Source organism: Modestobacter sp. VKM Ac-2983 (assembly GCF_026967885.1).
Lineage (GTDB): Bacteria > Actinomycetota > Actinomycetes > Mycobacteriales > Geodermatophilaceae > Modestobacter.
The window spans coordinates 28,601-47,031 of the sequence record NZ_JAPVBK010000005.1; the positions used below are offsets into that span (position 1 = coordinate 28,601).

General features: G+C 75.0%; 16 protein-coding genes. 7 read left to right on the plus strand and 9 right to left on the minus strand.

Annotated elements, in window-relative coordinates; genetic code table 11:
* Positions 1–134: 134 nt before the first annotated feature.
* From O2W18_RS18925 to O2W18_RS18935, 3 genes are all read left to right on the plus strand, one after another.
* Entirely contained in the window at positions 135–1,472 is a 1,338-nt protein-coding gene (locus tag O2W18_RS18925; RefSeq protein WP_269188987.1) for a class II 3-deoxy-7-phosphoheptulonate synthase, read from the plus strand.
* Positions 1,472–2,524, plus strand: coding sequence for a threonine aldolase family protein (locus O2W18_RS18930; RefSeq protein ID WP_269188988.1), 1,053 nt, complete (start codon positions 1,472–1,474; stop codon positions 2,522–2,524). Before O2W18_RS18925 ends, O2W18_RS18930 begins: the two co-directional genes overlap by 1 nt.
* A gap of 289 nt (positions 2,525–2,813) precedes the next feature.
* The gene (locus tag O2W18_RS18935) at positions 2,814–4,313 is read left to right on the plus strand and encodes a GntP family permease (protein ID WP_269188989.1); all 1,500 of its coding nucleotides are present in this window, start codon (positions 2,814–2,816) and stop codon (positions 4,311–4,313) included.
* Between the two features lie 58 nt (positions 4,314–4,371).
* Here the strand turns inward: O2W18_RS18935 and O2W18_RS18940 are convergent, their stop codons facing one another.
* The 4 genes from O2W18_RS18940 to O2W18_RS18955 form a co-directional block, all read right to left on the minus strand.
* Positions 4,372–5,532 (minus strand): S8 family peptidase, encoded by a 1,161-nt coding sequence (locus O2W18_RS18940; RefSeq protein ID WP_269188990.1) that lies wholly within the window; start codon positions 5,530–5,532, stop codon positions 4,372–4,374.
* A 151-nt stretch (positions 5,533–5,683) separates the two neighbouring features.
* Positions 5,684–6,568, minus strand: coding sequence for a deoxyribonuclease IV (locus O2W18_RS18945; protein WP_269188991.1), 885 nt, complete (start codon positions 6,566–6,568; stop codon positions 5,684–5,686).
* A 25-nt stretch (positions 6,569–6,593) separates the two neighbouring features.
* Positions 6,594–8,612: a Stk1 family PASTA domain-containing Ser/Thr kinase gene (locus tag O2W18_RS18950; protein ID WP_269188992.1), complete on the minus strand. Its 2,019-nt coding sequence runs from the start codon at positions 8,610–8,612 to the stop codon at positions 6,594–6,596.
* 181 nt (positions 8,613–8,793) lie between these two features.
* On the minus strand, positions 8,794–9,948 hold the full coding sequence (locus tag O2W18_RS18955; protein WP_269188993.1) for an alpha-hydroxy acid oxidase: 1,155 nt from the start codon (positions 9,946–9,948) through the stop codon (positions 8,794–8,796).
* Positions 9,949–9,961: 13 nt separating this feature from the next.
* On the opposite strand from O2W18_RS18955, the gene O2W18_RS18960 reads away from it, so the two are divergent.
* Complete coding sequence (locus O2W18_RS18960) at positions 9,962–10,285, plus strand: Rv2175c family DNA-binding protein (RefSeq protein WP_269157007.1); 324 nt, start codon at positions 9,962–9,964, stop codon at positions 10,283–10,285.
* Between the two features lie 21 nt (positions 10,286–10,306).
* Here the strand turns inward: O2W18_RS18960 and O2W18_RS18965 are convergent, their stop codons facing one another.
* The 3 genes from O2W18_RS18965 to O2W18_RS18975 are packed head-to-tail and all read right to left on the minus strand — an operon-like array spanning position 10,307 to position 13,883.
* Positions 10,307–11,257: a phytoene/squalene synthase family protein gene (locus O2W18_RS18965; protein WP_269188994.1), complete on the minus strand. Its 951-nt coding sequence runs from the start codon at positions 11,255–11,257 to the stop codon at positions 10,307–10,309.
* The gene (gene crtI, locus O2W18_RS18970) at positions 11,254–12,756 is read right to left on the minus strand and encodes a phytoene desaturase family protein (protein ID WP_269188995.1); all 1,503 of its coding nucleotides are present in this window, start codon (positions 12,754–12,756) and stop codon (positions 11,254–11,256) included. The genes O2W18_RS18965 and crtI overlap by 4 nt, the downstream gene beginning before the upstream one ends.
* The gene (locus O2W18_RS18975; RefSeq protein ID WP_269188996.1) at positions 12,753–13,883 is read right to left on the minus strand and encodes a polyprenyl synthetase family protein; all 1,131 of its coding nucleotides are present in this window, start codon (positions 13,881–13,883) and stop codon (positions 12,753–12,755) included. Before O2W18_RS18975 ends, crtI begins: the two co-directional genes overlap by 4 nt.
* Before the next feature lie 236 nt (positions 13,884–14,119).
* Between O2W18_RS18975 and metF the strand changes: the two genes are divergently transcribed.
* Positions 14,120–15,022: a methylenetetrahydrofolate reductase [NAD(P)H] gene (gene metF, locus O2W18_RS18980; protein WP_269188997.1), complete on the plus strand. Its 903-nt coding sequence runs from the start codon at positions 14,120–14,122 to the stop codon at positions 15,020–15,022.
* On the opposite strand, the gene O2W18_RS18985 is transcribed toward metF, so the two are convergent.
* Entirely contained in the window at positions 15,015–15,629 is a 615-nt protein-coding gene (locus O2W18_RS18985; RefSeq protein ID WP_269188998.1) for a hypothetical protein, read from the minus strand. The genes metF and O2W18_RS18985 overlap by 8 nt on opposite strands.
* Positions 15,630–15,702: 73 nt before the next feature.
* Positions 15,703–16,515, minus strand: coding sequence for a lipase family alpha/beta hydrolase (locus O2W18_RS18990; protein ID WP_269188999.1), 813 nt, complete (start codon positions 16,513–16,515; stop codon positions 15,703–15,705).
* Between the two features lie 58 nt (positions 16,516–16,573).
* Here O2W18_RS18990 and O2W18_RS18995 point away from each other — a divergent pair, with 58 nt between their 5' ends.
* The gene (locus tag O2W18_RS18995; RefSeq protein ID WP_269189000.1) at positions 16,574–17,251 is read left to right on the plus strand and encodes a CDP-alcohol phosphatidyltransferase family protein; all 678 of its coding nucleotides are present in this window, start codon (positions 16,574–16,576) and stop codon (positions 17,249–17,251) included.
* 136 nt (positions 17,252–17,387) lie between these two features.
* Complete coding sequence (locus O2W18_RS19000; protein WP_269189001.1) at positions 17,388–18,365, plus strand: carbohydrate kinase family protein; 978 nt, start codon at positions 17,388–17,390, stop codon at positions 18,363–18,365.
* Positions 18,366–18,431 lie beyond the last annotated feature (66 nt).

Consider the following 18,431-nt stretch of genomic DNA (forward strand, 5'->3'; position numbering starts at 1 on the left):
CGGACGGGAGAGATCCCCGCCTCCCGCAGGTCATCGGCAGTCGAGTCGATCTTCGGTACCGGTGGGACAGCAGAGGCGTCCCACCAGCCGGACGGGACAACCGGCGGGGGAGCGGTGCGCCGTACCCTCAGGGGGTGAGCCTCCCTGAACCCGCCGAGCTCCTGCCGGACCTGGACCGGTGGCGGGGACTGCCCGCCGCCCAGCAGCCGGAGTGGCCGGACCGGGCCGCCGTCGACGCCGTGCTGTCGACCCTGTCGAGCGTGCCGCCCATCGTGGCACCGGCCGAGGTCGACACCCTGCGCCAGCAGCTGGCCGACGTCGCCCAGGGCAAGGCCTTCCTGCTGCAGGGGGGCGACTGCGCCGAGACGTTCGACCTGAACACCGAGCCGCACCTGCAGGCGACCACGCGCACGCTGCTGCAGATGGCCGTCGTCCTCACCTACGGGGCGAGCGTGCCGGTGGTCAAGGTGGGCCGGGTGGCGGGGCAGTACGCGAAGCCGCGCTCGTCCAACACCGACGCGCTCGGGCTGCCGTCCTACCGCGGCGACATGGTCAACTCGCTCAACCCGGTGCTGGCGGAGCGGATCCCCGACCCGAACCGGCTGGTGCGCGCCTACGCCAACTCGGCGGCGGCGATGAACATGATCCGTGCCTACGCCCGGGGCGGGCTGGCCGACCTGCACGCCGTGCACGACTGGAACAAGGACTTCGTCGCCAGCTCGCCGGCCGGCGTCCGCTACGAGGTCATCGCCCAGGAGATCGACCGGGCGCTGGCCTTCATGAAGGCCTGCGGCATCGACGACGCGGCGCTGCGCGGGGTGGAGCTCTACAGCAGCCACGAGGCGCTGATCCTGGACTACGAGCGCGCCCTGCTGCGGATGTACGAGGGGCGCCCGTACGCGCTGAGCGCGCACTTCGTCTGGGTCGGCGAGCGCACCCGGCAGATGGACGGCGCGCACATCGAGTTCGTCTCCAAGCTGGCGAACCCGATCGGGGTGAAGATCGGCCCCGGGACCACGCCCGAGCAGGCCACCGAGCTGGTCGAGCGGCTCGACCCCGACGGCGTCCCCGGCCGGCTCACGCTGATCAGCCGGATGGGCAACGGCAAGGTCCGCGACGTCCTGCCCGGGATCGTGGAGAAGGTCACCGCCAGCGGCCACCAGGTGGTGTGGCAGTGCGACCCGATGCACGGGAACACCCACGAGTCGCCCAGCGGGTACAAGACCCGGCACTTCGACCGGGTGGTCGACGAGGTGCTGGGCTTCTTCGACGTGCACCGCGGGCTGGGCACCTGGCCCGGGGGCATCCACGTCGAGCTCACCGGTGAGGACGTCACCGAGTGCCTGGGCGGCGCCATGGAGATCAGCGACGCCGACCTGAACAGTCGGTACGAGACGGCCTGCGACCCGCGGCTGAACACCGGTCAGTCGCTGGAACTGGCGTTCCTGGTCACCGAGATGCTGCGCAGCTGATGTACGGCATCGACACCGACGGCCCCGCCACCCGCGGGGACGTCGTGGACCTGCGCTCGGACACGCTCACCCGGCCGACCCCGGCGATGCGCCGGGCGATGGCCGAGGCGGAGGTGGGCGACGACGTCTACCGCGAGGACCCGACGGTCAACGCGCTGGAGGCGCGGGTCGCCGAGCTGTTCGGTCACGAGGCCGCGTTGTTCGTGCCGTCCGGGACGATGGGCAACCAGATCGGCCTGCGGCTGGTCTGCGAGCCCGGCCAGGAGGTGCTCGGGGACGCCGACGCGCACGTCCTCACCTACGAGATGGGGGCCGCGGCGGCGCTGTTCGGGCTCTCGTCCCGCACCGTCGTCTCCGAGGGGGGCCGACTGTCGGCCGACCAGCTGATCGCCCAGGTGCGCCCGCACGGCGACTGGCACCTCACCGCGACGGCCGCGATCGCCGTGGAGAACACCCACAACCGCGGCGGCGGGCTGGTGCAGCCCCTCGCCGAGCTGGAGCGCCTGTTCGCCTGGTCCCGCACCGCCGGGGTGAACGTGCACCTGGACGGCGCCCGGGTGTTCAACGCCTCCGTCGCCAGCGGCGTCCCGCTGGCCACCTACGGGCGGCTGGCCGACACCGCGTCGGTCTGCCTGTCCAAGGGGCTGGGCGCCCCCATCGGCTCGGTGCTGGTCGCCAGCGCCGAGCGGATCGCCGCGGCCCGGCTGTGGCGCAAGCGGCTGGGCGGCGGCATGCGCCAGGTCGGGGTGCTCGCTGCGGCTGCCTCCTACGCGCTGGACCACCACCTCGACCGGTTGGCCACCGACCACGAGCACGCCCGCCTGCTCGCCGAGCGCCTCGGCGTCGACCCGGCGACGGTGGAGACGAACATGGTGGTCGTCGACGACGTCCCGGCCCCGGCCGTGGCCGAGGCGGCCAAGGCCCAGGGGGTGCTGGTCGGTCAGGTCAGCGCCCGGCGGGTCCGGCTGGTGACCCACCTGGACGTCGACCGGGACGGCGTCGAGCGGGCGGCCAAGGTGCTCACCCAGGTGATCGGCGACCTCGCCGGCTGACCTGGCGCTCCTGCCGGCGGAGGAGCGCACGGCGCAGCGCGCTGTGGCACCACCACCGGGAGAAGCCGGTCGAGACCGGGTTCACCGCCCGGCGCAGCCGTCGCCCGGCTCGGGACATCGCACACCTCCCCGGATCGCAGCCCACCGGCCGCCGGGCCGATGATGCCGCAGTCGGGCCCGCCCGACACCCGGGGAGCACTCGCGCGAAGGTGATCACCGCTGTCACAGTGGTCCCCTCGTCCGCGCCCGCGGTCGAGTCCGCGCCGCCGTCGACTCGAAGAGGTCCCCCGTGCCAGAAGTCGAACCCGCCCTGGGCACCGCACCGCTGTTGCTGATCGCCGTGGGTGCCGTTGCCGTGCTGCTCGTCCTGATCATGAAGTTCAAGGTGCACGCCTTCGTGGCGTTGGTCCTGGTCAGCCTGCTGACCGCGCTGGCGACCGGCATCCCCATCGGGGACGTCATCGACACGCTGCTGGCCGGGTTCGGCTCGACCCTGGCCGCCGTCGCGCTGCTCGTCGGGCTCGGCGCGATGATCGGCAAACTGCTCGAGGTCACCGGCGGCGCCACCGTGCTGGCGGACTCGCTGATCAACCGGTTCGGTGAGAAACGAGCGCCCCTCGCGCTGGGCGTCGCGTCGCTGCTGTTCGGTTTCCCGATCTTCTTCGACGCCGGCTTCGTCGTCTTCCTGCCGATCATCTTCAGCGTCGCCCGCAGGTTCGGCGGGTCGGTGCTGCTCTACGCCCTGCCCTCGGCGGGTGCCTTCGCGGTCATGCACGCCTTCGTCCCGCCGCACCCGGGCCCGGTCGGCGCCGGTGACATCCTGGGCGCCGACATCGGGCTCCTGGTCGTCGTCGGCCTGGTCATCGGCCTGCCCACCTGGTTCATCTCCTGCTACCTGTTCAGCAAGTGGATCGGCCGGCAGGTCATGGTCCCGATCCCGTCCACCCTGGCCGGCCGCAAGTCCGAGGCCGACGACCCCCGGGTCGACACCGACGTGGACGACGCCGCCGGCCCGGACGGCGGTGGCCCGGGTGGCACGGCCGGCACGGGTGGCGGCGCCACCGTCGCCGCCGGCAGGGCGACGTCGACGGACACCCGGACCGCGCCGCCGAAGTTCAGCACCGTGCTGGCCCTGTTGCTCCTCCCGCTGGTGCTGATCCTGCTCAACACCGGCTTCAACACCCTGGCCACGGCCGGGGCGATCGACGGCGAGGCCGGCTGGCTGGACTGGGTGACCCTGCTCGGCCAGACACCGGTGGCGCTGCTCATCACGCTGCTGGTCGCCGCCACGGTGCTCAGCCGCGAGCGGTTCTCCCGCTCGGAGACCGAGGACCTGCTCAACTCCTCGATCGGTCCGGTCGCGGCGATCATCCTGATCACCGGTGCCGGCGGCATGTTCGGCGGGGTGCTGCGCGCCAGCGGCATCGGCACCGCGCTGGCCGACAGCCTGGAGACCATCGGCCTGCCGGTGATCGTCGCGGCCTTCGTCATCGCGACCTGCCTGCGGGTCGCCCAGGGCTCGGCGACGGTGGCGCTGCTGACCACCGCCGCGCTGATCGCCCCGGCGGTCGCGGAGAACGACCTGTCCCGGCTGGACACCGCGCTGGTGGTCATCGCGATCGCCTGTGGCGCCACCGTGCTGTCGCACGTCAACGACTCCGGGTTCTGGCTGGTCGGCCGGTTCCTGGAGATGGACGTGAAGACGACCCTGAAGACCTGGACGGTGATGGAGACGCTGATCGGGGTGGTCGGCTTCGCCATCGCCTGGGTGCTGAGCCTGGTCGTCTAGCGCGAGGTCGTACCCGGCCGGGTCGCCCGTGCGAGCGGACGACCCGGCCGGCCACGGCTCACCAGGTGCTGAACAACAGGTCGTTGTCCTGGGTGCGCGTCGTCGCCACCCGGTCCTTGGTGCTCGCCGCGGTGATCGCGCCGGCCACCGTGGCCGGGGAGGCCGCAGGGTCGCCCTGCAGGTACAGCGCCGCGACGCCGGCCACGTGCGGGGTGGCCATCGACGTCCCGCTGATCGTGCTGGTGGCCGTGTTCGAGGTGTGCCACGCGCTGGTGATGCCCACGCCCGGTGCGAAGAGGTCGACACAGGCGCCGTAGTTGCTGAACGAGGCCGGTGCGTCGGAACGGTCGGTGGCGCCGACGGTGAGGGCGGCGTCCACCCGGGACGGCGAGCCGGCGCAGGCGTCCTGCGGGACACCCGCGGCATCGCCGTTCCCGGCCGCGACGGCGTAGCTGACCCCGTCGGCGATGGACCGCTCCACGGCCTCGTCCAGCGCGCTGCTGGCGCCGCCGCCCAGGCTCATGTTGGCCACCGCCGGCGCGCCCGCCCCGTGGTGGGCGGTGACCCAGTCGATGCCGGCGATGACGCCGGCGGTGGTGCCGCTGCCGGCGCAGTCCAGCACCCGGACGGCGACCAGCCGCACTCCCTTGGCCACCCCGTACCGCGAGCCCCCGACGGTGCCTGCGACGTGCGTGCCGTGCCCGTTGCAGTCGTCGGCCCGCCCGCCGTCCACCGCGTCGTAGCCGGAGACCGCACGGCCACCGAGATCGCGGTGCGCGAGCCGGATGCCGGTGTCGATGACGTAGGCGGTGACGCCTGCGCCGGTGGCGTCCCAGCTGTAGGACCCGCTGAGCGGCAGGTCCCGCTGGTCGGTGCGGTCCAGGCCCCACGTCGCGCTGGACTGGGTGGCCTCGAGCTGCACCGGGGCGTCCCGCTCGACGGCGGCGACCCCGGGGAGCGTGGCGAGCCGGGCGGCGACCTCGGGGCGCAGCGTGACCGCGAAGCCGTCCAGCGCCGCGGTGTAGACGTGCTCCACGTGGCCGCCCAGCCGAGAGGTGGCCAGGGCGGCGACGGAGGCCGGCACCGAACCGGGGGCGAGGCTGACGATGTAGGTCGCCGCATCGCCCGGGGCGGCGGCGGCGGTCCCGCTCGTGAGGCCGACGCCGGTGAGGCTGAGGGCGGCGACGGCGGCGGTGGCCAGGGTCCTGCGGATGTGCACGGCGGTTCTCCTCGGTCCAGGTCATCGCATTCAGCTGCGACTGCGACACGGAGAGTGAAGCCACTCGGTCGCACCGGCGGAAGGCACCCGGCCGTGGAATCGATTGCGGACGGCGTTTCCCGCCACTCGGGCGAGTCGCGGCAGGGGCGGGTCAGCCCGGGACGAGAGCGCCGTCGCGCAGGTCGCAGAGCAGCGCGATGTCCTTGGCGTGGCCGTCGTCGGCACTGGGGGTCTCCACGACCACCGGGACGCCGGCCATCGTCGGATGGGTGAGCAGCTCGGCGAACGGTGCGGCACCGATCGAGCCGGCCCCGATGGTGGTGTGCCGGTCGCGGGTGGAACCGCAGCCGTCGAGGGAGTCGTTGGCGTGCACGAGCCCCAGCCGGCCCGGGCCGACGACGGCCTCCAGTGCGTCCAGGGTGGCCGCCATCCCGCCCGGGGTGGCCAGGTCGTGCCCGGCGGCCCAGGCGTGACAGGTGTCGAAGCAGACCCCGACGGCGGGGTGGTGGTCCAGGGCGGCCAGGTAGGGGCCCAGGTCCTCGACGGTGGCCGCCAGGGACCTGCCCCCGCCGGCGGTCGGCTCGATCAGCAGGCGGGGTGCGCCCTCGGGGAGCTCGTCGAGCACCGGCAGCAGCCGCTCGTGCAGCTGGGCCAGTGCCGCCTCGTACCGGTCGGCGCCGACCGCCGAGCCGGCGTGCACCACGACCCCGGCGCACCCGAGCTGGGTGGCCCGGGCGAGGTTGTGCCGGATCGTCGCGATCGACTGGTCGACCGTCGCCTCGTTCGGGGAACCGACGTTCACCAGGAACGGCGTGTGCACGAAGGAGGGCACCCCGCGCTCGGCGCACCCGGCGGTGAACGCGGCGTCCTGCGCCGGGTCGCCCGCGCTGGGCCGCCAGCCGCGCGGGTTCCCGACGAACACCTGGACGGCGCGCGCGCCCACGGCGTCGGCGTAGGGGAGCCCGCCCTTGGCCAGGCCGCCCTTGATCTGGATGTGCGCCCCGATCGCGGGCAGCACGGCAGGAGATGAGGTCACGGCGTGCAGGTCACCCGGACGTCGCTCACCCGAACGTCACCAGGATGGTGACCGACGAGCCCAGGTCGACGACCTCGCCGGCCCCGGGGGTCTGCCGCAGCACCTGGTTGCCGAAGAACTGGGTGACCTCGGCCTCCAGGCCGGCCTCCTCGAGGGTGGCGATCGCCTCCTCGCGGCTCTTGCCGGTGACGTCGGGGACCGCCACCTGCGGCAGGCCCTCGGACACCGTGATCGTCACCGGGCTGCCGTAGGGCCGTGCGCCCGCACCAGGCCCGGGGCTGACCGCCATGACCGCGCCGGTGGCGACGTCGGCGCTGCGACCGGTGGCCCGCTCGACGGTGAAGCCCAGCTGCTCCAGGTTGCTCTCGGCGGCGTCCGGGCTCTGGCCGACGACGTTGGGCACCGCGACCGGCGCCCGGCCGGAGGAGACCACGACGGTGACGGTGTCACCGCGCTTGAGCTCCGTGCCCGGCGCGGGGTCGAAGCGGATCACGTTGCCCAAGTCGACGTCGTCGCTGTAGTCCTCCTCGGTGCTGAAGGCCAGGTCGGGGAACTGGGTCTGCAGCTGGGCGAGGACGGTGTCGGCGGGCTGGCCGGCCAGCGCCGGGTCGACGGCGAACCGCTCCGGTCCCTTGGAGACGACGAGTTCCACGTCCGAGCCGCGGATCGCCTCGCCCGCGGCGGGCTCGGCGGTGATGACCGCACCGGGTGCGACGGTCTCGCTGAACTGCTCCTCGGTCAGCACCGGGTCCAGGCCGGCCTCCTGCAGCAGGCCGACCGCGGTGTCCTGGTCCTTGTTGAGCAGGTCGGGCACCTCCGTCCAGCGCCCCACGCCCAGCCACCAGCCGATCGCGCCGATGGTCACCGCGAGCAGCAGCACCACCGCGATGCCCAGCTGGGCACGGCGACGGCGGATGTGCGGGGGCACCCCGGGGCGGGCGACGGGTGGGCGCGCGCCGATGCCGGGGCGCGCGCTGCCCACGGCGGTGGTCGGGCCGGGGCCCATGCCCGGCAGCACCGTGGTGCCCCGGCCGCGGTCCACCGGACCGCCGATCACCTCGGTGTGCGGGTCGCCGGCCCGCCCGCCCGGCGCGCTGGGCTGGCGGGGGCGGGGTGCGGTCGGGCGGTTGGTCGGGCGGAGCGTGGCCGGGTTGTCGGCCGGCAGGCCGGTGGGCACCGGGACGCGGGCCAGACCCAGGTCGGCGCGCAGGTCGGTCAGCTCGGCCAGGAAGGCGCCGGCGTCCAGCGGCCGGGCGGCCGGGTCGCGCCGGGTGGTCCGGGTGACCAGCTCGTCGACCTGCCACGGCACCGTCGGCACCTCGCCCGAGGGCACCGGCACGTCGTGATGGACGTGCTGGTAGGCGACCGCCAGCGGGGTGTCGCCGGCGTAGGGCGGATGGCCGGTGAGCAGCTCGTAGAGCATCACCCCGGCGGCGTAGACGTCGCTGCGGGCGTCGCTGCGGCCGCGTTCGAGCTGCTCGGGGGAGAGGTAGGCGACCGTGCCGATGAGCACGCCGCCGGTGTGGCTGGTCTGTCCGGTACCGGCCACCGCGCGGGCGAGCCCGAAGTCGGCGACCTTGACCTGGCCGTCGGTGGAGATGAGGACGTTCTCCGGCTTGACGTCGCGGTGCGCGATCCCGGCCCGGTGGGCCGCGGTCAGCCCGGCCAGCACCGGCTCCAGGACGGCGAACGCCTCGCCCACGGTCAGCCGGCCGCGCGCCTGCAGCAGGTCGCGCAGCGTGCGGCCGCGGACCAGCTCCATGACCAGGTAGACCAGCCCCTGGTCGCTGCCCTGGTCGCTGACCGAGACCACGTTGACGTGGCTGAGCATCGCGGTGGCCCGGGCCTCCCGGGTGAACCGGTCGACGAAGGCGGGGTCGTGCGCCAGGTGCTCGGCCATCACCTTGACCGCCACGGTGCGGTGCAGGCGCAGGTCGGTGGCGGCGTAGACGGTGGACATGCCGCCACGTGCCAGACGCTCCTCCAGGCGGTAGCGCCCCTCGAGGACGAGGCCGACCACGGGGTCGGTCACGACGGTCTCCACGCCGGCGAGTCTAGGAGCGGATCGGCGTGCGTGGCCCGAACGACGCGAGCTGCCAGGTCACGGTCTGGACTCCAGGGACCTGGAGTGACCAGGTGGACGCGTGGGGTCGTCGGAGGTGGTCGGTCCGAGGTGTCGGTGGCCAGTGGGGTGGCCGTGCCCGGACGGCGCGCCGACCCGCTGTTCACCGGCCGGGCCACGGCCGGGCGACGGTGTCGCGCGGCACCGCCCGCACGTCGTCGACTCCGCACAGGGCCATGGTGTGGGCCAGCTCCTCGCTCAGCCCGCTGATCACCCGGGCCACGCCGTCGGCGCCTCCGGTGGCCAGCCCCCACACCGTGGGCCGGCCGAGGAAGACCGCCCGCGCGCCCAGCGCCAGGGCGGTGAGGACGTCGGACCCGGTGCGGATCCCCCCGTCGACGTAGACCTCGGCCTCGTCCCCGACCGCCTCGGCCACCTCCGGCAGCGCGTCGGCGCTGGCGACCGCCGGGTCGGCCTGCCGCCCGCCGTGTGTGGAGACCCACACGGCCGCGGCCCCGGCGGCCACGCAGCGGGCGGCGTCGTCGGCGCGCAGCACCCCCTTGACCACCACCGGGAGCCCGGAGACGTCGGCGAACCGGCCGATGTCGGCGAAGGTCCAGGTCGGCGTCTCGGCGGCCGCCAGTGGCGGCTGGGTCCCCGTCACGGGCGGGTGGTTGGCCAGCCGGAGGCCGGCGGGCAGGGCGAAGTCGTGCCGCAGGTCGCGGTGCCGACGGCCGAGCACCGGCAGGTCGACGGTGAGGACGAGCGCGCCGTAGCCCGCCTGCCCGGCGCGGCGGGCCAGGTCGTCGGTGTGGGCGGGGGAGTGCAGCCGGTAGAGCTGGAACCAGCGCGGCCCGGCCGGGTGGGCGGCGGCGACCTCCTCCAGTGAGGTCGTCGCGCTGGTCGACACGGTCATCAGCGCACCGGTCGTGGCCGCGCCGCGGGCGGTGGCCAGCTCGCCGTCCGGGTGCGCCATCGCCTGGTAGGCCCACGGGGCGACCCCGATCGGGGTGGCCACCTCCGCGCCCAGCAGCGTGGTGCCCAGCTGCGCGCTCGCGACCCCGCGCAGCACCCGGGGGCGCAGCCGCCACGCCCGCCAGGCGGCCGGCGCCTCGGCCAGGGTGGTCTCGGTCCCGGCGCCCCCGGCGTAGTAGTCGGCGACGTCGGCCGGTAACAGCTCCCTGGCCCGCTCGGCGAGCGCGTCGAGGTCGAGGTACGGCGGCTCGCGGCCGGGATCGTCGGGGGTGGCCGAGGCGTCGCTGCCCCGCTGCGGCTGGCTGAGCCGGGGACCGTTCGCCGGGGCTGCACTGTGCGCCATAGGCTGGCAGCCTATGGACACGTACACCCCCGCGGAGGTCGCCGAGCAGCTCGGCGTCTCGACGAACAAGGTCCGTCAGCTGATCGCCGAGCGGAAGCTCATGGCCGTGCCCGGCAGCGGCAACAGCAAGATACCGGTGGACTTCGTGCAGGACGGGGTCATCCTCAAGCACCTGCCCGGCCTCCTCACGGTGCTCTACGACGGCCGCTTCACCGACGAGGAGGCCTTCGAGTGGCTGTTCCGCGAGGACGACTCGCTGCCGGGCACGCCGGTGCAGGCCCTGCGGGACGACCGGCACACCGAGGTCACCCGCCGGGCCCAGGCCCTGGCGCTGTAGCCGGCCGATCGGACACCTGCCCTATGCCGCGCTGGTGGTCGCCGTCCGGGGGCTGCTGACCCTCGCCAGCTGGGCGGCGGTCAACCGGCGGGCGAACACGGCCAGACGGCGCGGCTTGGACACCCGCACCCGGCGGTCCAGCACCCGGTGGTCGGCGCGCTCGATCTCGGTGAGGATCCCGCCGTAGAGGGCGGTGGCCGCCCGCACGCAGTCCCGGGACTCGCGGGCCAGCATCGGGGTGCCCGGTGCCGCGTCGTCGTAGCGGCGCCGGGTGACGGCGACCATCTCCCGCATCAGCTCCGCGAAGCCGGGGGAGTGCCGCTTGGCGGCCAGCTGCTCACGGGTGACCCCGTGCGCGGCCATCAGGTCCGCCGGCAGGTAGACCCGGCCGCGGTCGACGTCCTCGGCGACGTCGCGCAGGAAGTTGGTCAGCTGGAACGCCTCGCCCAGCGCGATCGCGTGCGGTGCGGCCTCCTCCCGGGCGACCCCGGGGGCGGTGCCCAGCACTGGGAGCACCTGCAGGCCGATGACCGACGCCGAGCCCCACATGTACCGGTCCAGGGCGGCCAGGTCGGCGTAGCCGCTGACGTCGAGGTCGCTGGTCATCGCGGCCAGGAAGTCGACCAGGTGCTCGATCGGGATGTCGTAGCGGCGGTAGGTGTGCACCAGCGCCAGCCGCACCGGGTCGTCGGACCAGCCGGCCTCGACCTCCTCCAGCGCCGCCTTCGACCAGGCCAGCAACTCGCCCTCGGGGTCCCGGCCGGGCAGGTCGGCGCCGACGTCGACGATGTCGTCGGCCACCCGGGCGGCGGCGTACAGCGCATGGATCGCGGCCCGGCGGTCCGGGGTGAGCAGCCGGGTGGCCAGGAAGTAGGACTTGCCGTGCTCGGCGGCGATCCCGCGGCACACGGCGTAGGCGGCGTCCAGCTGAGCCTGCTGCTGCACCCGGGTGGGAGGCGGTGCGGTGGTCATCCCTGCGCTCCCGTGATCCGCTCGGCGGCCAGCCGGCCGCTGATCACCACCATCGGCACCCCGACGCCGGGCTGGACCGACGAACCGGCCAGGACGACGTTCTCCGGCCCGCTGCGGGGCAGCGTGGACGGGCGGAACGGCCCGGTCTGCCCGAAGGTGTGCGCCAGCGCGAACGGGGTGCCCGCGGCCATGCCCTGGGCGGCCCAGTCGACCGGGGTGAGCAGCTCCTCGACCTCGATCGACCCGCCGATCCCGGTCCAGCCGCGCGCCTCGAGGGTGGCCAGCAGCTCCTCGCGGTAGCGGGGGGCCAGCGCCGGCCAGTCCAGGTCGGGGTTGCCGCCGCTGCGCCGGTCCAGGTTCGGGGTCGGGGCGACGACGCTGAGCACCTGGCCGCCGGCGGGGGCGAGGGAGCGGTCGGTCACCGACGGCATGCTGATCAGCAGGCTCGGGTCGCTCATCGGACGGCCGTCGCGGGTCAGCTCGGCGAAGACCTGCTCCCAGGCCGTGCCGAAGCTGATCGTGTGGTGCGCCTGGCCGGGCAGCTCGGCTCGCACCCCCAGGTGCAGCGCCACGCAGGACGGTGAGTAGACCGGGCGCCGCGGCCCGCGCAGCCCGGGCACCAGCCGGTGCGGGGCGTCGGCGGTGACGACGACGGCGTCGGCGGGCAGCAGGTCCCCGCCCTCGAGCGCCACGCCGGTGACCCGGTCACCGGCCAGCTCCAGCTGGGCCACCTCCGTGCCGTACCGGAACTGCACCCCGGCGTCGGCGGCGGCGGCGGCCATCGCCCGGGGAACGGCGCCGATCCCGCCCTGCGGGTGCCAGACACCGGCCCCGATGTCGAGCTGGGCGATGACCGCGTAGGCGGCGATCGCCCGGAACGGGGAGACCCCGGCGTAGAGCGCCTGGAAGCTGAACAGCCGGCGCAGCCGGTCGTCGGTGAACGCCGCCTCGACGTGCTTGGACAGCCGGCGGAACCCGCCGCGGCGGACCAGGGACAGCAGCTCGGGGCCCAGCAGGTCCAGCGGGGAGTCCAGGTTGCGGTCGATGAACGTGCGCAGCTGCAGCTCGTAGAGCTCGGCGAGGTCGTCGAGGTAGCGGAGCAGGGCGGCGGCCTCGCCGGCGCCGCACAGCCGCTCCACCTCGGCGGCGAAGGCGGTCCGGTCGGCGTGCACGTCCAGGTGCGACCCGTCGGCGAACTGGGCCCGGTAGGTGGTGTCCAGCGCGGTCAGGGTCAGCCGGTCGGACATCGTCTCGCCGACCGCGGCGAAGGCGTCGGCGACCAGCTCGGGGGCGGTGAACACGGAGGGGCCGGTGTCCAGGGCGTACCCGGAGCGCTCGACCCGGCCGGCCCGCCCCCCGGGGCCGGGGCAGCGGTCGACGACGGTGACCTCCCGCCCGGCGCCGCGCAGCCGCAGCGCCGCGGAGAGGCCGGCCAGGCCCGCTCCGATCACCACGATCCGGTCGGTGCGCCCGGGGACGGTGCGCAGGTTCGTCCTCACGCGGTTCGGATGGTCGCGGCCACGGCGAGGGCGTCCAGCGCGGCGCGCGCCTCGTCGCTGATCGGTGCCGCGGCGATGGCCGCGCGGGCCACGGCCGTCCGGTCGGCGATCCGCTCCTCCACCCGGCTGCGGGCGCCGGTCTCCTCCAGCAGCGTGCGCAGCGCGGCCAGCTGCTCCGGACCGGCGTCCGGGTCACCGAGCGCCCTGGTCAGCAGCCGCCGGCCGGCCTCGCCGGCCCGCTCCTCGGCCAGCGCGATCAGCAGCGTCTGCTTGCCCTCGCGCAGGTCGTCGTCCACGGACTTGCCGGTGACGGCGGGGTCGCCGAAGACGCCCAGCACGTCGTCGCGGAGCTGGAACGCCTCGCCGAGCGGCAGGCCGATGGCGGTGTAGGCCTCACTGACGTCGGGGCCGGCCCCGGCGATCGCGGCACCCAGCTGCAGCGGCCGCTGCACCGTGTAGCCGGCGCTCTTGTACCGGGCCACGGTCAGGGCGCCCGCGGGCCCGGGCAGCCCACCGGCCGCGCGGAGCAGGTCCAGGTACTGCCCGGCGGTGACCTCGGTGCGCATGGTGTCCCAGACCCCCCGGGCACGGGACAGCGCGGGCGCGGAGATGCCCGACCGGCGTAGCAGCTCGTCGGACCAGACCAGGGCCAGGTCGCCGACCAGGATCGCGGCCCCGACCCCGAAACCGGTGGCGTCGCCGTGCAGGCCGTCGTCCACGTGCCGGGTCGCGAAGCCGATGTGGGTCGCTGGGCGGCCGCGGCGGGTCAGCGCGCCGTCCATCACGTCGTCGTGGACGAGGGCACTGGCGTGCACGAACTCCACCGCGGCGACGGCGCGCAGCACGTCGGCGTCGGCCTCGGCGATGCCGGCCGCACCGGCCACGGCCCCGCGCCAGCCCCAGTAGGCGAACAGCGGCCGCAGCCGCTTCCCACCCTCGGCCAGGGCACGGACCTCGTCGACGACCGGGACGAGGGAGTCGTCCATCGCAGCCAGGGTCTGCCGCTGCTCGGCCAGGAACCCGGCCAGCGCCACGGCGACCGCCGCGCGGACCCGGTCCTCGTCAGCGGCCCCCGGCTGGACCGGGACCCGGACAGGCGGCTGGCGGCGTTGGGTCCCGGCGGTCACCGGGCCAGTATCGCCCGCCGTGATCGGACGCTGCCCGTTCACCCTGGCTGGTGCGGCCGTCGTCTCCACTGGGCCTCCTCCTCCGCCGGCCGCGCCGGCCCGCCGTGTCGCGGGCCGTTCGCCAGCCGTCCGGAGGTCCTTCGCTCCCGACCCCGTCGGTGGATGCAGCCGGCCGGGGCGGGCCGACAGCGGTCGGTGCTCGGCCGGTCGTCCGGGCGCCCGTAGGCTCGGGTGTCATGACCGGTACCGTGCGCGAGCTGCTCCAGACCGAGCAGCCCACCTGGTCCTTCGAGTTCTTCCCCCCGCGTGACGCGGCGGCGGAGACGCAGCTGTGGACGGCGCTGCGCCAGCTGGAGCAGCTGCGGCCCTCGTTCGTGTCGGTGACCTACGGCGCGGGCGGGTCGACCCGCGAGGGCACCGTGTCGGTGACCGAGCGCATCGCCACCGACACCACGATGCTCCCGATGGCACACCTGACCGCGGTCGACCACAGCGTCGCCGAGCTCCGGCACGTGGTGAGCCGGCTCGCGGCAGCGGGGGTGCGGAACCTGCTCGCCTTGCGCGGTGACCCGCCGGGCGCGGACCCGCAGGGGGAGTGGGTGGCCCACCCGCAGGGCCTGCGGTACGCCGCCGAGCTGGTCGAGCTGATCAAGGGCATCGGCGACTTCTCCGTCGGCGTGGCCGCCTTCCCCGAGCGGCACCCGCGCTCGGCGGACTTCGACTCCGACACCGACATGTTCGTCGCGAAGTGCCGGGCCGGTGCCGACTTCGCCATCACCCAGATGTTCTTCCGGGTCGAGGACTACCTGCGGCTGCGGGACCGGGTCGCGGCCCGTGGCTGCGACGTACCGGTCATCGCCGGGGTGATGCCGGTGACCAGCGCCCGGCAGATCAGCCGGATCGTGCAGCTGTCCGGGCAGGCGTTCCCGGTCGAGCTGGCCGAGCGGTTCGCCGCCCTGGACGGCGACCGCCCCGAGGACAAGCGCGCGGTGCGGGCGCTCGGCGTCGAGGTGGCCACCCAGATGTGCCGGCAGCTGCTGGACGAGGGCGTCCCCGGCATCCACTTCATCACGATGAACCGGTCGACGGCGACGCGGGAGGTCTACACCAACCTGGCCGGCGCGGACCTGGTCAGCTGAGCAGCTCCTCGGCCTCCAGCGCGGCTCGCCGCAGCCCCTGCCGTTCGGCCGCGTAGCCGCCGGCGACCCCGACGACCGGGAACTGGGCCAGCGCCCGGTGCCGGAGCTTCCCCTTCGGCCGGGCGTCCAGGGCGTCGTCGATCCGGCTGAGCAGCCGGGCCGCCCGCCACAGGCTGCGCGCGACGCCCCGCGCCCCGGAGCGGTCCGCGCCCAGCGCCTCGTCGACGTAGACCCCGCGGCTGCGGTCCAGCAGCGGCTGGACCCGGTCGGCGGGCAGGTCGCGGTCCAGCAGCACGCGGGCCAGCAATGACACCCGGTCCGCGGGGCGGTCGAGGCCGTGCTCCCCGGCCACCCCGAGGACGACGAGGGCCTGCACCGCCGAGCCGACCGTGTTCTGCAGCGGCAGCAGGTCGGCCAGCTTGCCGGCGAAGCGCGGCGCGGCCGAGACGCCGGCGGCCACCCGGCTGACCTGGTCGGCCCACCAGGCGGCCCGCTCGGCCGGGGACAGTCGGGGAGGGCGCCCCAGCCGCTGGGCGAGCGGGTTCAGCCCGCGGTCGACGCGGCGGAGGACGTCGACGACGACGGCGTCGCTGATGGGGGCGGCCATGATCGCGACCCTAGGTGGCCACCGGCCGGACAGCCGATCGGCAGCGTCCGGTCGCGGGGCCCCGGTGACGGCGTCAGCTCTGGCGGAGCCGGCTGCAGTCGGCCGGGTCCAGCTCCACCGGGGGCCCGGCGGCCAGCTGGGCGAGCACGATCGCCTGGACCAGCGGGTCGGCGGGCAGCCGGCCGTGCGACACCTCGGCGTCGGCACACACCGACTGCACCGGCAGGTTCAGCGCGCCGTCCAGCTCGGCCGACGCCGGCGGCGTGACGGTCTCGTCCTGCGTCGTCCACACCGAGACCCAGCTGGGCCCGGCCGGCGTCTCGTCGCCGGCGTTCAGCTCGGCGAGCAGCGGGCTGCCGGTGGTCAGCTGCTGGCAGGCGTCCGGGCACTCCGCGGCCAGGAACCGGGCCGCCAGGTCGGCGATGGCGGTGCCGTGGTGCGGGGAGCCCAGGGTGAGCACCCGCCGAGCCTGCTCGGCTCCGCCGTCGGCCGCCCAGAGCCGGGCGATGACCCCACCGGCGGAGTAGCCGACGACGTCGACGCTGTCGGCGCCGGTGCGCTCGAGCGCCGCGTCGACCGCAGTGCCCAGCACCGCTGCGGAGGCGGCCAGGTCACCGGTGCCGTCGCCCGGCACCGGGACGACGGTGGCGTCCCGCCCGCCGGCGGTGAGCCGATCGGCGAGCGGCTGCAGCGAGCCGACCGAGCCGCCGTACCCGGGCACCAGCAGCACCGGGCCCGGGGTGGGCTCCTCGACGGCGACCGGCCCGGCTCCGCCGTCCGGGCCGATCAGCCGGGGGACGGCGAGGGCTGCGACGGCCACCACCGCCACCAGCGCGAGGAGCGCGAGCGCGAGACGACGACGGGCGGGGGAGAGGCCGGCGAGCACCAGCCCACTGTCCCTGCCCACGGCACCGGGCCGCCCGGTTCGTGGTGGACTGCACACCGTGCTGAGCCGCGACGAGTACCTGGTGGCCTGGTCACGCTGGCACGGGGGCACCGACCCGGCCGAGAGCCGGCTGGTGCGCGGCTGGCTGTCCCTGGCCTACACCCTCGCGGTGCCGCTGGCCCGGCTCTCCCCGCTGGCCGCCACCGCGCTGGGGCTGCTGGTCGCGGTGGCCGCGATCGCCCCGGCCGCCGCGGGTGGCGCCTGGCTGATCGCGGCCGGCGTGCTCATCGGGCTGTCCGGGCTGCTGGACTCCCTGGACGGCGCCCTGGCCATCGCCGGCGGGCGCGCCTCCCGGCGTGGGTTCGTGCTGGACTCCGCCGTCGACCGGCTGACCGAGGCCGGCTACGCCGTGGCCTTCTGGGTCGCCGGCGCCCCGGGCTGGCTGGCCGCCGCCTTCGGTGCGCTGTGCTGGCTGCCGGACTACCTGCGGGCCCGCGCCGGGCAGGCCGGCGTGCACGAGACCGGGGCCGTGTCGGTGTGGGAGCGGCCCACCCGGGTGGTCATGGCGGCGCTCGGGCTGGTCGGTGCCGGGGTCGTCTCGCTGCTCGACGTGGAGCTGGGCGGTGTCGACGCCGTCGTCCTGGCCGTGACCTGCGCGGCGGCGGTGGGTTGCCTGCTGGGGGCGATCGGGACGGCGCAGCTCGGCGTCCAGCTGCGCCGGGCGCTCGGCGACTGACGGCGGCTCACCCCCACGGGGGCCACCGCGGGCGGGGACGTGTCGCGGCTCCTACGCTTGTCCCCGCCCCGGTGACCGTTCCCGGTCGGGGTCCGCTGGCCGATGACGGCCGCATCCTCCGGAGAGAGTCGCCCTCATGCCCGTCGTCGTGACCGGTTCGATCGCCACCGACCACCTGATGACCTTCCCCGGCAAGTTCACCGACCAGTTCGTCGAGGGCAAGATGGAGAACGTCTCGCTCTCCTTCCTGGTCGACGACCTGGTGCAGCACCGCGGCGGTGCCGGGGCGAACATGGCCTACGGGCTCGGGTTGCTGGGACAGGGGCCGGTGCTGGTCGGCGCGGTGGGCAACGACTTCGCCGACTACGACGCCTGGCTGAGCCGGCACGGCGTGGACACCGGCAGCGTGCGCTGGTCCGAGCTCAAGCACACGGCCCGCTTCGTCTGCACCACCGACGCGGCGAACAACCAGATCGCGTCCTTCTACTCCGGCGCGATGTCCGAGGCCTCGCTGATCGAGCTGGCCCCGGTGGCGAAGCGCGTCGGTGACCTGGACCTGGTCATCATCGGGCCGAACGACCCGACGGCGATGGTGCAGCACACGCAGGAGTGCCGGCAGCGGGGCTACCCGTTCCTCGCCGACCCCTCGCAGCAGCTGGCCTGGGCCGACGGGGAGATGATCCGCGGGCTCGTCGACGGCGCCGACCTGCTGTTCACCAACGAGTACGAGCACGCCCTGCTGCTGCAGAAGACCGGCTGGGACGACGCCGAGGTGCTCGCCCGGGTGGGCACCTGGGTCACCACCCAGGCCGCCAAGGGGGTGCGGGTCGAGCGGGCCGGGGAGCCGACGATCGAGGTGATCGCCGTCCCGGAGACCAAGCCGGTGGAGCCGACCGGCGGTGGGGACGCGCTGCGCGCCGGCTTCGTGGCGGCCCGCCAGTGGGGGCTCGGCATCGAGCGCGCCACCCAGGTCGGGTCCGCGGTCGCCACCGCCGCGGTCGAGGTGATCGGCACGCAGGAGTACACCCTGCCGCGAACGCCGTTCCTGGAGCGGTTCGCCGAGGCCTTCGGCGCCGACGCCGCCGACGAGGTCGCCCCGCACCTGCCGGGCTGACGCAGGACCCCACTGCCCCCGGCGCAGGAACCTCTTCACCCGGTTCTCGGCCGGCACGTGGGTGAA